At 64.3% G+C, this 13267-nt stretch carries 13 protein-coding genes; 8 read left to right on the plus strand and 5 right to left on the minus strand.

What is annotated here, in order from left to right; translation table 11 throughout:
• Nucleotides 1-4 precede the first annotated feature (4 nt).
• Entirely contained in the window at nucleotides 5-2602 is a 2598-nt protein-coding gene (locus tag ABLE71_RS00950; protein WP_348781511.1) for a glycine--tRNA ligase subunit beta, read from the minus strand.
• Between the two features lie 132 nt (nucleotides 2603-2734).
• Between ABLE71_RS00950 and ABLE71_RS00955 the strand changes: the two genes are divergently transcribed.
• On the plus strand, nucleotides 2735-2908 hold the full coding sequence (locus ABLE71_RS00955; RefSeq protein WP_348781512.1) for a hypothetical protein: 174 nt from the start codon (nucleotides 2735-2737) through the stop codon (nucleotides 2906-2908).
• A gap of 294 nt (nucleotides 2909-3202) precedes the next feature.
• The gene (locus tag ABLE71_RS00960) at nucleotides 3203-4063 is read left to right on the plus strand and encodes a pentapeptide repeat-containing protein (RefSeq protein ID WP_348781513.1); all 861 of its coding nucleotides are present in this window, start codon (nucleotides 3203-3205) and stop codon (nucleotides 4061-4063) included.
• On the opposite strand, the gene ABLE71_RS00965 is transcribed toward ABLE71_RS00960, so the two are convergent.
• From ABLE71_RS00965 to ABLE71_RS00980, 4 genes are all read right to left on the minus strand, one after another.
• Entirely contained in the window at nucleotides 4064-5014 is a 951-nt protein-coding gene (locus ABLE71_RS00965) for a glycine--tRNA ligase subunit alpha (protein WP_348781514.1), read from the minus strand. It lies immediately after the preceding gene.
• A gap of 102 nt (nucleotides 5015-5116) precedes the next feature.
• Nucleotides 5117-6049 carry a tartrate-resistant acid phosphatase type 5 family protein gene (locus ABLE71_RS00970; protein ID WP_348781515.1) on the minus strand — a complete coding sequence of 311 codons (933 nt, stop codon included), beginning with the start codon at nucleotides 6047-6049 and terminating at the stop codon, nucleotides 5117-5119.
• Between the two features lie 63 nt (nucleotides 6050-6112).
• Nucleotides 6113-8143: a tetratricopeptide repeat protein gene (locus tag ABLE71_RS00975; RefSeq protein WP_348781516.1), complete on the minus strand. Its 2031-nt coding sequence runs from the start codon at nucleotides 8141-8143 to the stop codon at nucleotides 6113-6115.
• 194 nt (nucleotides 8144-8337) lie between these two features.
• Nucleotides 8338-9354, minus strand: a complete 1017-nt coding sequence (locus tag ABLE71_RS00980) for a polyprenyl synthetase family protein (protein WP_348781517.1) — start codon at nucleotides 9352-9354, stop codon at nucleotides 8338-8340.
• Nucleotides 9355-9522: 168 nt separating this feature from the next.
• On the opposite strand from ABLE71_RS00980, the gene ABLE71_RS00985 reads away from it, so the two are divergent.
• From ABLE71_RS00985 to moaB, 6 genes are all read left to right on the plus strand, one after another.
• A complete protein-coding gene (locus ABLE71_RS00985; protein ID WP_348781518.1) occupies nucleotides 9523-9741 on the plus strand; it encodes a DUF2007 domain-containing protein in 219 nt (72 codons plus the stop codon).
• 12 nt (nucleotides 9742-9753) lie between these two features.
• Entirely contained in the window at nucleotides 9754-10533 is a 780-nt protein-coding gene (locus tag ABLE71_RS00990; protein WP_348781519.1) for a methyltransferase, read from the plus strand.
• A gap of 76 nt (nucleotides 10534-10609) precedes the next feature.
• Nucleotides 10610-11470 carry a S49 family peptidase gene (locus ABLE71_RS00995; protein ID WP_348781520.1) on the plus strand — a complete coding sequence of 287 codons (861 nt, stop codon included), beginning with the start codon at nucleotides 10610-10612 and terminating at the stop codon, nucleotides 11468-11470.
• Between the two features lie 113 nt (nucleotides 11471-11583).
• Complete coding sequence (locus ABLE71_RS01000) at nucleotides 11584-11769, plus strand: hypothetical protein (protein ID WP_348781521.1); 186 nt, start codon at nucleotides 11584-11586, stop codon at nucleotides 11767-11769.
• Between the two features lie 44 nt (nucleotides 11770-11813).
• Nucleotides 11814-12716 (plus strand): 4-(cytidine 5'-diphospho)-2-C-methyl-D-erythritol kinase, encoded by a 903-nt coding sequence (locus tag ABLE71_RS01005; RefSeq protein WP_348781522.1) that lies wholly within the window; start codon nucleotides 11814-11816, stop codon nucleotides 12714-12716.
• Nucleotides 12713-13261: a molybdenum cofactor biosynthesis protein B gene (gene moaB, locus ABLE71_RS01010; RefSeq protein WP_348781523.1), complete on the plus strand. Its 549-nt coding sequence runs from the start codon at nucleotides 12713-12715 to the stop codon at nucleotides 13259-13261. The genes ABLE71_RS01005 and moaB overlap by 4 nt, the downstream gene beginning before the upstream one ends.
• The last annotated feature ends 6 nt before the right edge of the window (nucleotides 13262-13267 follow it).

Below are 13267 nucleotides of genomic sequence, written 5' to 3' on the forward strand. Positions count from 1 at the left end.
TAGCTCAACCCGCTATCTTCGAGAAATCCGCGACCTGTCCGGTCGCCGCGCGGATGCGGGCGAGCAGGGCAAGGCGGTTGGCGCGCACGGCCACGTCTTCATCATTCACGAGAACGCGTTCAAAGAATGAATCAACTGGTTCACGCAACGCGCTAAGCGCGCCGAGAGCGGCGGAAAAGTCTTCGTTCTGAATCGCTTCGCCGGCTTTCCTCTCGGCCTGATTCACCGCGGCCGCGAGTTTTTTCTCCTCGTCGGTGCGGAAAAGGGCGGGATCGACGGTCGGCGCGACGGCCGTTTTCTTCTTCTCCTCGGCAGCCAGGATATTGGCCGCGCGCTTGGTTCCGGCGAGCAGGTTCTTGCCGTCGTCGGTGGAGAGGAAGGTGCCGAGGGCTTCGACGCGACGGACGATGGTGAGCAGGTCGTCGTTCGATGAGGTCGTGATCTCCCCCCTTGAGGGGGAGATGCCCGGCAGGGCAGAGGGGGGTGTTTCGCGCCGCGCCTGTCCACCCCTCTCTGTCGGCTTCGGCGACATCTCCCCCTCAAGGGGGGAGATTACCGGCGCGCTTCCGCCAGCCGCCAACACCGCGTCGATCAGATCGTGCCGAGCGCCCTGCTCGCGGAGATAGACTTTTAGGCGGTCGTGGAAGAAGGAGAGGAGGTCGGCTGCTATAGGCTGGGTCTTTTCGATCGCAGCTACCTTGGCAATCTCAAGTTGCTCAAACTGTTTTTGAAGTTCGCTCTCTTGCTGCTCTGGAGGAAGCTTGTCGATATATTCAATACGATATGCTGAGTTCGGCTTAACGTTCTCAACAAATTGCAGATACCGGTCGACCTCCGTAAAGATGCCCCTAACTTGAATAATCGCGAGGCTCGCTGTCGCTCGCAATTGAATTGATAAAGCATTCTCCACCACAATCCTGATCACACCCAGCGCCGCCCTCCTCAGCGCGTAGGGGTCCTTGCTGCCCGTAGGCTTCTCGTCGATAGCCCAGAAGCCGACCAGCGTGTCGAGCTTGTCGGCCAGCGCGACGGCAACCGAGACCGGATCGGTCGGCACGCGGTCGGACGGGCCCTGCGGCTTGTAGTGTTCCTCGATCGCGGCGGCGACGGAGGAATGCTCGCCCTGCAGGGCCGCGTATTTGCGACCCATCGCGCCCTGGAGCTCCGGGAACTCGCCGACCACCTCTGTCTGCAGATCGGCCTTGGCGAGCACGGCCGCACGGCGTGCGTCCTTCGGGTCGGTGCCGACGATCGGCGCAAGCTCCTCGGCCAGCCGCGCGATGCGCTCGACGCGCTCGCCTTGCGCGCCGAGCTTGGCGTGGAAGGTGACGCCGAGCTTGTCGAGGCGGGCCATGCGCTGGTCGAGCGGCTTCCTGAGGTCGAGCCCGAATTTTTCCGCCGACGGCTTCAACTGGCCGAGGTCGGGCAGATCGGCCTGGTCGGTCTTCCAAAAATAGAACGCGTCGGAAAGGCGCGCGCGCACCACCTTGCCGTTGCCGTGCGCGATCTCCTTGCCGTGGTCCTTCGCCTCGATGTTGGCGGTGAGGATGAAACGGTTGGAGAGGCGCACAGTATCCCCCTCCCCCTTGAGGGGAGGGGTTAGGGGTGGGGGTATGCTGCCGTCGAGCGCGTCGTCGATACCCCCACCCGCGCCTTCGGCGCGACCTCCCCTCAAGGGGGAGGTTGGCGAGCAGACGAAACACTTCTGGTTGGCGCGGATGGTCAGCCGGATGACCTCCGCCGGGATCGACAGAAAATCCTCCTCGAAGGTTCCGAGCAGCACGACCGGCCATTCGACCAGCCCCGAAACCTCTTCCAGAAGACCCTCGTCCTCGACAAGATCGAGCCCGCTGGCGAAGGCGAGGTTCCTGGCGTCGGAAAGGATGATCTGCTTGCGGCGGTCGGCGTCGATGACGACCTTGGCCGCCTCCAGCTTGGCGGCATAATCCTCGAAGCGCCTGACCGCGATCGGACCCGGCGCGTGGAAGCGGTGGCCGAAGGTGACGTTGCCCGAACGGATGCCGTCGATCTCGAAATCGACCACGACCGGCTCCTCGGTCTCTGGACCGAAGGTGCACAGGATCGACTGCAGCGGGCGCACCCATCTCAGCGCCTCACCGCCGCGCCCTTCGGTCGCGCCGTAGCGCATCCCCTTCGGGCCGGAGGCCGGGCCCCAGCGCATCGATTTCGGCCAGGGGAAGGCGCGGATGACTGAAGGCACCAGCTCGGCGATGATTTCTTCGGCCGCCCTGCCCGGCTTCGAAATGTGCGCGACGTAGAAGTCGCCCTTCTTGGGGTCGGAATGAATATGCGCCTGGCTCGCGTCAGACAGGCCGGCCTTGCGCAAAAAACCCTCGATCGCCTGCGGCGGCGCTTTCGTCGAGGGACCCTTGATCTCCTCGCGCACGTCCTTCGAGCGGGCGGTGACGCCGCGCAGATCGAGCGTCAGGCGGCGCGGCGTCCAGTATTCGCGGGCCGCCTCGTAGGTCAGACCGGCCTCGACCAGACCGTCGGCGACCATCTTTTTCAGGTCGCCGGCCGCCTTGCGCTGCATGCGGGCGGGGATCTCTTCCGAGCGGAGTTCTAGCAGGAGGTCGGGCATTGGGGGTCTCGTCGGCGAAAGCTGGCGCGGGAATAGCAAGTCATCCCGTACCTGTCACCCGTCACTGGGCATTCCGTGAACCAAAACGGCGGCCGGTGCGACTAAGCGATATCGAAAGGAAGGCTTACGGCCATGAAATCGCTTACGACCTATATCCAGATCGCGGCTCTCGCCGCCTGCTTTGCCGCGCAGTTCCACCCGGCCTCGAGTACCGGCATGCCGGGCACCCGCAAGGCGCTCCAGACGCTGGAAGTGTTCACCAGCGAGCGCGCCGTCGAGACGGTCGCCTGGTCTGACCAGCGTTAACAGGCGCTCAAATCCTTTAAGGCGGCGATCTTCGAATCGTCGCCTCGGTCCTCTTCCCCCCTGCCGAAAACGTGCCTGCTTGGCTTGCAGGACGGCTTGCCGTAGGTCGCAATTTGGCGAAATCGGGGCTGGCGAGACAATGCGAGAGCTTCCCAATCGGATATACGTTCAAAATGGTATTTCGCACGGCGAGCCGCTTTTATGATCCTAGACTTCACTTCGAGATCGCCTGTTTTCGACGCTCTGTTGTCGATCAACCCATGGGCCAAAGATCATTGGTCGGACAGGCTGCAAATGATTGCAGCCGGCACCTGGAACATCAATCACGTAAGCCAAGCAGGCAATCAACCCACTCAGAAATGGTTGGATCGATTCTCAACTGTGCGCATCGCGGAAACGCGAAAGCGGCTCCTTGACAAAGCTGAAGTCGATCGTGCCTGGAGTCGTGCAATCGTCGATATCGTGTTACCGATCATTACCGATCCAACACTTGCGCGGGTGCAGCCAGGTACACCAATGGTGCCGCTTGGTGGTGGTAGTAGCATCGTTAGTCGTTCCGATCATGTGCCGGATTACTCTCCGGGACAATTCCTTGCCGACGTCCTGCTTCTCTCTCAACCCAGTTTGAGAGAGGCGACTTTGCACGGACCGCTTGATATCTCTGGCCGGGTTTTCCTTGTTGGCCCAGATTTTGCCGGCACCCGATTTGAGCAGAATATTTCCGCCCACGGCACAAAGTTCGGCTACTTCGCCGACATGGCTCAGGCTACCTTCTCAAACGCTTCGTTCGAGGAGTCTCAGTTTTACGGCGTTTCCGGCTGGACGTTGGCAAACTTCGAAAAACCCGTCAGCTTTGCGCGCACCTATTTTCACGACGCCGCCAGTTTTAATGCTGCGATCTTCGAAGGTTTTGCGAACTTTTCAGGAGCACGTTTCGACGAAAGTGCACACTTCGCCGGAACTGTGTTTAAGGATGTATGTTGCCTGGACGGCGCTCACTTCGCTGACTACGCAACCTTTGAGCATTGCCAATTCGCCAAGGCACCAAGCCTAAAAGCGACGGTTTTCAAAGGCCCGACAAGCACCAGAGGTGTGAAAGCTTCAGCACGTGAAGCAATTGCTGCTGTCAGCAGGCCTGGCCCACCTATCTTTTGATCAGGCCGCGTATCCGCCCGCTTCCGTCTGCAAAAAGGCCTCGCCACATGCCTTGGCGAGGTTGCGCACGCGCTGGATGTAGCTGGCGCGTTCGGTCACCGAAATGACGCCGCGGGCGTCGAGCAGATTGAAGACATGGGATGCCTTGATGGCCTGGTCGTAAGCGGGCAGCACCATCTTGTGCGCCCCACCCTCGCCGGCCCGGGCGGAGGTAGGCGCGCCGGCGTCGAGCAGCGCCTGGCATTCTTTCTCGGCGTCGTCGAAATGGCGAAGCAGCATCGCCGTATCAGCATACTCGAAATTGTGGCGCGAATACTCCTGCTCGGCCTGCAGGAAAACCTCGCCGTAGGTGACCTTGTCGGCGCCTTCGAGCCCGTTGAAATTGAGGTCGTAGACGTTGTCGACGCCCTGCACATACATGGCGAGGCGTTCGAGACCGTAGGTCAGCTCGCCGGAAACCGGCGCGCATTCGATGCCGCAGACCTGCTGGAAATAGGTGAACTGGCTGACTTCCATGCCGTCGCACCAGCATTCCCAGCCGAGCCCCCATGCGCCGAGCGTCGGACTTTCCCAATCGTCCTCGACGAAGCGGATGTCGTGCAGCAGCGGGTCTATGCCGATCGCCTCCAGCGAGCCGAGATAAAGCTCCTGCAGATTCGCAGGATTGGGCTTCAGGATCACCTGGTACTGGTAATAATGCTGCAGCCGGTTGGGGTTCTCGCCATAGCGGCCGTCCTTCGGTCTGCGCGAGGGCTGCACATAGGCGGCGTTCCAGCGGCGCGGGCCGAGCGCGCGCAGCGTGGTGGCCGGATGGAACGTGCCGGCGCCGACCTCCATGTCGTAGGGCTGCAGGATGACGCAGCCCTTGTCGGCCCAGTAGTCGTGCAGCGTCAGGATCAGCCCCTGGAAAGAGCGTTCGGGGCGCATATGGGCGGGACGTTCAGCGGACAAGGGGATGCCTCGGGCGGTGGGCGGAAAGTGGCCCGTCCTAACGCAAGGAGCGCGAAATCAAAACTGAATTTTTCTGGCGCGCAGCGCCTGAAAGGGGGGCCGTCAAGCTGCGTTCGGAATCATCGCCTTGTACATGGGTTGACCGTCTGTGCCGACGAAAGAGAAGTGAAATGCCGTTTTCGTCACGGTCGCGGCCAGGAAGCCCAGCTCCGAACGCGCAAACAGGGAGCCGCTGACGGCCTTGACGTCGCGAGGCTTGGCGCCGCCGCCGCAGGTTATGTAGCTGACGCCATCGACAACTATATGCTGAAGGTCGTGGTCGTGCCCGTTCAGGTAGACTTGCACGCCATGCCTGTCCATCAGCGGTTTCAGGTCGCGCACCAGACCCTCCGTCGGGCCGTGGTCGCCGCCGGAGAAGACCGGGTGGTGGCCAACGACGATCTTCCATTCGGCGGCGCTCGCCGAAAGGCCCGCTTCCAGCCAAGCCATCTGCTCGGCCACGAAACCGCCGAACGGCGTTAAATTCCAAACGCTCGTCTCGTCCTTCATAGGCGTGGTATCGATGAAGAAGAAATCGGCCCTGCCGCCGGCCGGCAACGGTTCGGTTCGCGAAAAGTAGCGCGCCGGCATGCGCCAACGGGCGCTCCCGGCCGAATAGGCGATCTCGGCGGCGACGTTGCCGCGGTGGTCGTGGTTGCCGAGAACGGGGTACCAGGGGCATTGCAGGCCCCGCGCCGTGAACACATCCTCGAAATCGGCGCGCCACAATACGTCATCCGTACTCGCAACGCCCGACGGGTAGAAATTGTCGCCCGTCGAAATCACGCAACGCGGCTGCGTCCCGTCCGCCCACTTCCCCATGGCGGCGGCAACCGGGGCGGCGCGCTTTGTCCCCCAATCGCCGATCGCCAGGAAATCGAGCGCGCCCTCCCGCGCGCTGGCGGATCCCGCGATCGCCGACGCGAACATCGTGGCCAGCGAACCCAAGAGCAGGCCGCGACGCGAGATGGACGTTGCAACGCATGGCGACGGCATAAAAGTACTCGCTCCTGTTTGAATGCGGCGCGCCTTGCCGCGAATGACGTGTGCTGCGCCGCCTCAGTTGCCGGCGGGCAGAGTGAGTTCCTGGCCCGGCATGATGCGGCCCGGATCCCCCTGGAGCTGTGGATTGAGGTTCAGGATTTCGATGTAGCGGCTGCCGCTGCCAAGCTCGTCGGCGGCGATCGACCACAGGGATTGACCGCGCATCACCCTGTAGGCGGCGGGCTTCGCCGCTGTGGACGCAGGCCCGGCATCGGTGCGCTGGTCGGCCGGCGCGGGCGCGGCAGGCGCTACGACGGGCGGAGGCGAAGCCTTGGGTTCCTCGGCGACCGCCCTGTTCTGGACCGGCGGCAGGCCTTCCTTGAGCTTCTTCTCGACAACCGCCAGCACGGCCGGGTCTGGCTTCATGTCGCGGGCATGGCTCCACTGGAAGGTGGCCTCCAGACGCCGGCCGACGCGCCAGTAGGCGTCGCCGAGATGGTCGTTGAGCACCGCATCGTCCGGTTTCAGCGAGACGGCGCGCTCGAGCTCGCGCACGGCCTCCTCGTATTCGCCGAGGCGGTAATGCGCCCAGCCGAGCGAATCGACGATGTAGCCGTCGCTCGGCCTGAGCTCCACCGCCTGGCGGATCATCTCCATGCCCTCTTCGAGGTTCATGTTCATGTCGATCCACGAGTAGCCGAGGTAGTTCAGAACCTGCGGCTGGTTCGGGAAAAGCTCCAGCGCCTTGCGGAAACTGGGTTCGGCCTTCGGCCACTGCTTCAGCCGCTCATAGGCGATGCCGCGCTGGTAGTAGATATTCCAGTTGGCCACGGTCTTCGGATCCCCGGGCATCGAGAACTTCTTCGCCTCGATGCGCTCGACGGCCCGGTCATAGACCTTGGCCGCGCCGGCATAGTCCTCCTTCGAGGCATAGACGCCGCCGAGCGCCAGATAACCGCGCATGTCGTCCGGGTTCTCGTCGACCAGCGTCTGCAACTGGCGGATCGCCTCGTCGCGGCGGTCGAGATCGGCAAGGTTCAGGCCAAGCTGGAGCTGCGACACGCGCCTCAGCGGCGAGGAGGCAGGGATGCGGCGGTAAAGCTCGATCGCGCCCTCGGCGTCCTCCTGCTGCTCCGACACGCCGGCGAGTTGGACCAGCACCACGTCGCTGTCGGGCTTCAGCGCCAGCGCGTATTGCAGATAGAGGCGCACGAAAGATTCGCCGCCGCCGCGGTTGAGCGCGCTGCCGAGCCCCAGCAATATCTCGCTGGCGCCGTCGGCGGGGGTGGAGACGATGCTGGCGACCGGCTCGCCCTTGCCGATCCTGTCGCGCAGGTCGAGCAGCGGGAGCCGACCGGACGCGAATTCATCGGCCTTTTCGAGGACGGCGAGCGCGGCATCCTTCTTGCCCTGGCGGGAGAGGAAGCCCGCGTAGGCCTCGGCCGCGCGAAGCCAGGCGTCGGGGGCGGCTCCGCCCGCGGCCATATCGCCGATAGCCGACTGGTAGGCGGCATCCGCCTCGTCCCGCAGCCCGGCCTGCTCGGCGATCAGCCCCTTGCTGTAGGAGACGAAGAGCCCGTACCAATCCGGCCCGGCCAGCTCGTCGAGCGTGGCCATAGCGCCGTCCTTGTCGCCGGCGCCGAGCTTTGCCCAGGCGATCATGATCTTGGCGATCAGCCCATCGAGGTCGGAGTCCTCGGAGAAGACCAGCTCGGTTTCAGCGGCGCGGTAATCCTTCTTGCGGAACGCGTCGATGGCCAGCGCCAGCCGCGACAGGCGCTCGATCTCCGGGGCGTTCTTCAGCTTTTCGGCATAGGGAAGCGCTTCGTCGAAGCGGCCTTCGGAGATCAGCGCCAGCATGAGGCTCTGCTGCAGCGGCTGGTTCTCGGGATCGAAGGAGAGCGCCTTTTCGTAGAAGACGATGGCGCCTTCCAGGTCGTTGTCGACCTCGGCGACCCGAGCCGCGAGATAGGCCCCCGAAAAGGAACTGATCTCGAGAGGGGCGGACGACTGCGATGCAAGTACGGCCTGGGCAGATACCGAAACCATGAGCCCGGTCGCCGCAGCCAGCCCGACCAGCCAGCGTCCACCTTTTAGCCGCATCATCTTCCTTCCTGCCGCCGCGCCCCACCTGCCATCAAATCGACCATGGCAAATTGGCCTTGGCAAAAATTGACCTTGGCAAATCGAATCCGGCGGCGAATTCCATCTGGCGATTGTCAGCAAAGCATGGCCTTTTTGGGGTCGGCGTTCAATCCGCCCCCGTTCACAATACGGTAAACCGTCGCCGCCAAGGTCAATCAGGCGACCCGGCTGATGCAAAAATCGATCACATCGAGCAGAGCGGCTTTCTGCGGCGTCGCGTCGAGCGGCGCCAGCGCATCTCTGGCTATGCCGCCGAAATGGCCGGCGCGGCCGATCGTGTCGGCGATGGCGCCGTGCTTGGTCATCAGGCCGATCGCCTTTTCCAGCGCCGCGTCGCCGGTTTGATTTTCCTCGATCGCGGCCTTCCAGAACTTCCGCTCCGCCGGGGTTCCGCGACGGTAGGCCAGGATGACCGGGAGCGTCACCTTGCCCTCGCGGAAATCGTCGCCGACATTCTTGCCGAGTTCCTTGCTCGTGCCGCCGTAGTCGAGCGCATCGTCGATGAGCTGGAAGGCGAGGCCGAGGTTCATGCCGTAGGAGCGCAGAGCCGCCCGGTCCGTGCGCGAGGCGCCGGCGACCACCGGTCCGACCTCGGCGGCTGCCGAGAAAAGCGCCGCGGTCTTGGCCTTGATGACGGCAAAGTGTTCGTCCTCGGTGGTTTCCAGGTTCTTCGCCGCCGCCAACTGCATCACCTCGCCTTCGGCGATGATCGATGCCGCGGTCGACAATATGTCGAGCGCGTCGAGGGAACCTACGTCGACCATCAGGCGGAACGCCTGGCCGAGCAGGAAGTCGCCGACCAGCACGCTCGCCTGGTTGCCCCAGATCATGCGCGCCGTCTTCCTGCCGCGCCTGAGATCGCTCTCGTCGACCACGTCGTCATGCAGCAGCGTCGCGGTGTGCATGAACTCCACCGATGTCGCGAGCTTGACATGGCTCTCGCCGGAATAACCGAACATCTGCGCGGCCGCGAGCGTCACCATGGGCCGGAGGCGCTTGCCGCCCGAAGAGATCAGGTGGTTGGCGATCTCCGGGATCATCTCGACGTCCGAGCCCGCTTTCGACAGGATCAGCTCGTTGACGCGGCCCATGTCCGCCGAAGTCAGCGCGATCAATTCGGCGATCGACGCCGCTCCGCGCTTGCCATTTTCCAGGTTGAGGACAACGCCCACCAGATTCTCCATCCCAGCGCCCGCAACAATGCGGGAAATCTTTACCGAATCTAGGGCGGCAAGGCCATAAGCGGCAAGTGGCGATTTGGCGCGGTGTTCTGCCCGCCGAAACCAGCGTTTACATCGCCAGCGTTTACATCGACAGGGCGACCTGCGAGGTTCAAGCGCATGAAGGAACTCATCCGCACCAACGACGCCGTCGTCATCTCCTTCGTCGAATCGCTGCTGAAGGACGCCGGCATCGGTTGCCTGGTGGCCGACCAGAACATGAGCGTTCTAGACGGCTCGATCGGGATATTGCCGCGCCGTGTCATGGTGCTGGAGGACGATATGGACGCCGCCCGGCGCATCCTGGTGGACGCCGGCATCGCCAACGAGATTCGCTAGACCGCCCCGCCTATGGCGCAAGAACAACCAGCCTCCACACTCGACGCCTTTCACCGCGGCGATTTCTGGCTGGTGCAGCCCAAGGGCAGCGGCCATCGCGCCGGCGTGGATGCGATGATGCTCGCGGCCGCCGTGCCGTCGTCCTTTGCCGGCCGGCTCGCGGATTTCGGATCCGGGGCCGGCGCCGCCGGACTTGCCGTTGCGTCACGCTGCCCCGGCGCAACCGTTACGCTCGTCGAAAATTCCGCCGAAATGGCGCATTTCGCCGCGCAGACGCTGGAACACGAGCGCAACGCGCATCTTCGCGGACGCGCCTCCGTCCTCCTCGCGGACGTGACAACGACTGGCCGCTCACGCGAAAAGGCCGGGCTGGCGGATGGTTCCTTCGACTTCGCCATCATGAACCCCCCCTTCAACGCGGCGAAGGATCGCCCCACCCCGGATTCGCTTAAGCAGAAGGCTCATGTGATGGAGGACGGGCTGTTCGAGGCCTGGATCCGCAGCGCCGCGGCAGTCGTGAAGCCACGGGGCTTTGTCGCGATCATCGCGCGGCCGGTCTCGCTGGCCCCGGTTCTGGCAGCGTTCGCCGGCCGCTTCGGCTCGGCCGAGATCGTGCCTGTCCATCCCCGGGTGGACGCGCCGGCGATCCGCATCGTGGTGCGGGCGCGGCGGGCGTCGCGCGGCGCGCTGGCGCTCATGCCGCCGCTCGTCCTGCATGACGGCCCGGGCGAGGGTTTTTCGGCCCGCGCCGACGCGATCAATAACGGCAAGGGCTCGCTTTTCGGCGATTGATGACATCCGCGGCATTGCACGCCAGACGCGAATGCCTACATGCTTTTCCACGCCACCACTCCGGAGAACCCTTTCGGTGAGACGATTTTTGAACCGCCTGCTGCCGAAATCGATGCGTTCGGAGGCGGTGACGATCCCCGTCATACGCCTGCACGGCACCATCATGGCGGGCGGCGGCCAGTTCCGGCCGAGCCTGTCGCTGGCCACAACCGCCAGCCTGATCGAAAAGGCGTTCGCCTATGCGGATGCGCCGGCCGTGGCGATCTCCATCAATTCGCCGGGCGGCTCGCCGGTGCAGTCGCGCCTGATCTACAAGCGCATCCGCGACCTGGCCGCTGAGAAGGACAAGAAGGTGCTGGTCTTCGTCGAGGACGTGGCGGCCTCCGGCGGCTACATGATCGCGGTGGCCGGCGACGAGATCATCGCCGACCCCTCCTCCATCGTCGGCTCCATCGGCGTGGTCTCGGCCTCCTTCGGCTTCACCGACCTGCTCAAGAAAGTCGGCGTCGAGCGCCGCGTCTACACGGCCGGCAAGAACAAGGCCGTGCTCGACCCGTTCAAGCCGGAGAAGAAGGAGGACGTCGACCGCCTGAAGGCGCTGCAGCTCGAGGTCCACGAAACCTTCATCGATATGGTCAAGGAGCGGCGCGGGTCTAAGCTCAAAGACGACCCGGACTTGTTCACCGGCCTGTTCTGGACCGGCAAGAAGGGTCTCGCGCTCGGCCTGGTCGACGCGCTGGGCGACATGCGCGAGGTTCTGAAGGACCGTTATGGGCCGAAGACACGGCTCAGCCTTGTCTCGTCGCCGCGCGGCTTCTTCGCACGCCGGCTCGGCTTCTTCGGCAGCAGCGCGCCAGCCGATATAGCTGGGCAGGCGGCGAACGGGCTGCTCGATGCCGCGGAGGACCGCGCCTTGTGGGGCCGTTTCGGACTTTGAATGGCCTTCTTTGCATGAACTGTCTTTGAATTTGGCGGCGGGCCCGTTATTATGTCCGCTTGCCCGACCCGGCTGGAGCACAAGCACCGGCCTTCGAGGGAAGGAGTGAACGCATGCCCCAGATCATCTTTTTCGCGCTGGTCGGCGTTGCCGCCTATGTCGGCTACCGCTCCTTCGTGAAGGAGGCCGAGCGCGTGACCGCCAAGGTCCGCCGCGCCGAAAAACAGGCCGCCAACGGCACGATGGGCACGCTGGTCAAGGACCCGAAGACCGGCGAATACCGCTTGGCGAAGGACTGATCCTGAGCCTTTCCGAGCCGATTCCCCGGGCAATAGCCGAAGCAATGCACGAGGCGGCGCCTCTCATCGCGCCCCGCGCGCAGTTTGCGCCGGCGAAGATCAATCTGGCGCTCCATGTCACCGGACGGCGTCCTGACGGCTACCATCTGATCGAGAGCCTGGCCGTGTTCACGCGCTTCGGCGACCGCATCACAATAGAGCCGGCCGATCGGGACGAGTTCAACGTTTCCGGCCGATATGCCGCCGACGTTCCCGGCGACGAAAGCAACCTGATCCTGAAAGCGCGCGATCGCCTGCGCGCCCTTTGCGGGCAGGCCAGGGCTGCGCCGGTCGCGATCGGGCTGGAGAAGAACCTGCCGGTCGCCGCGGGCATCGGCGGCGGATCGAGCGATTGCGCGGCGGTATTGCGGGGGCTTGCCGACCTCTGGGGCGTCGATCCGGGCGACGCGGCGCTTGTCCGCATCGGCAGCGCGCTCGGCGCGGACTTGCCCATGTGCCTGGCGGCGAAACCCCTGGTCGCGCGCGGAACCGGCGACGAATTGTCATTCGTTGCGGATTTCCCGGCGCTCGGGCTGGTGCTGGTCAATCCGGGCGTCGGCGTCGCCACCGCGGCCGTCTTTTCGGCGCTCGAGCGCCGGGACAACGCGAGCCTGCCGCCGCTGCCCCGGCATTTCGACTTCCATTCCGTCCGCAACTGGCTGGACGAGACCCGCAACGATCTCGAGGATGCCGCGCAGACTATCGAACCATCGATCGGCGCGGCGAAAGCGGCGCTGGTAAAGGCCGGCGCCGGCTTTGCCCGCATGTCGGGTTCGGGCGCGACCTGCTTCGGGCTGTTCGAAACCGGCAATGTGGCCAAGCGCGCCGCCGCCGCCATCCGCAGCCGCCATCCCGACTGGTTCGTCGCCGCGACGCGCAGCATGCCGTCGGAGCCCGGCATGTCATGAACAGGATCGACGAGAGCCGAGGCTTCATTCCACTGGGCATCGCGGTGCTCACCGTGTCCGACACGCGCGGCATTGCCGAGGACAGATCCGGCCAGGCGCTGGCCGACCGCATAGAAGAGGCCGGCCATAGGCTGGTCGACCGCACTATCGTCACCGACGACGTGGAACTCATCCGCGACAAGGTGCTTTCCTGGTCGCGCGACGACAGGATCGACGTGGTGATCACCACCGGCGGCACGGGTTTCACCGGCCGCGACGTGACGCCGGACGCGCTGGAGCCGATCTTCGAGAAGCGCATGGACGGCTTTTCAGCCGTCTTCCACCGCATCTCCTACGACAAGATCGGGGTGTCGACGATCCAGTCCAGAGCCACAGGCGGCGTCATCAACGCCACCTTCGTCTTCGTGCTGCCAGGCTCGCCCGGCGCGTGCAAGGACGCCTGGGACGGCATCCTCAAGGCGCAGCTCGACTATCGCCACATGCCCTGCAATTTCGTTGAGATCATGCCGCGGCTGGATGAGCATCTGAAGCGGGGCAGCGGCTGAGGGCGC

Source organism: Mesorhizobium sp. KR9-304 (assembly GCF_040049215.1).
GTDB lineage: Bacteria > Pseudomonadota > Alphaproteobacteria > Rhizobiales > Rhizobiaceae > Mesorhizobium_K.

What these genes read in the sequence shown, in the direction of transcription:
- moaB (WP_348781523.1), top strand. Translation starts at nt 12,713, where the DNA reads ATGAACAGGATCGACGAGAGCCGAGGCTTCATTCCACTGGGCATCGCG.
- ABLE71_RS00960 (WP_348781513.1), top strand. Translation starts at nt 3,203, where the DNA reads ATGATTGCAGCCGGCACCTGGAACATCAATCACGTAAGCCAAGCAGGC.
- ABLE71_RS01000 (WP_348781521.1), top strand. Translation starts at nt 11,584, where the DNA reads ATGCCCCAGATCATCTTTTTCGCGCTGGTCGGCGTTGCCGCCTATGTC.
- ABLE71_RS00955 (WP_348781512.1), top strand. Translation starts at nt 2,735, where the DNA reads ATGAAATCGCTTACGACCTATATCCAGATCGCGGCTCTCGCCGCCTGC.
- ABLE71_RS00985 (WP_348781518.1), top strand. Translation starts at nt 9,523, where the DNA reads ATGAAGGAACTCATCCGCACCAACGACGCCGTCGTCATCTCCTTCGTC.
- ABLE71_RS01005 (WP_348781522.1), top strand. Translation starts at nt 11,814, where the DNA reads ATGCACGAGGCGGCGCCTCTCATCGCGCCCCGCGCGCAGTTTGCGCCG.
- ABLE71_RS00950 (WP_348781511.1), bottom strand. Translation starts at nt 2,602, where the DNA reads ATGCCCGACCTCCTGCTAGAACTCCGCTCGGAAGAGATCCCCGCCCGC.
- ABLE71_RS00975 (WP_348781516.1), bottom strand. Translation starts at nt 8,143, where the DNA reads ATGATGCGGCTAAAAGGTGGACGCTGGCTGGTCGGGCTGGCTGCGGCG.
- ABLE71_RS00970 (WP_348781515.1), bottom strand. Translation starts at nt 6,049, where the DNA reads ATGCCGTCGCCATGCGTTGCAACGTCCATCTCGCGTCGCGGCCTGCTC.
- ABLE71_RS00990 (WP_348781519.1), top strand. Translation starts at nt 9,754, where the DNA reads ATGGCGCAAGAACAACCAGCCTCCACACTCGACGCCTTTCACCGCGGC.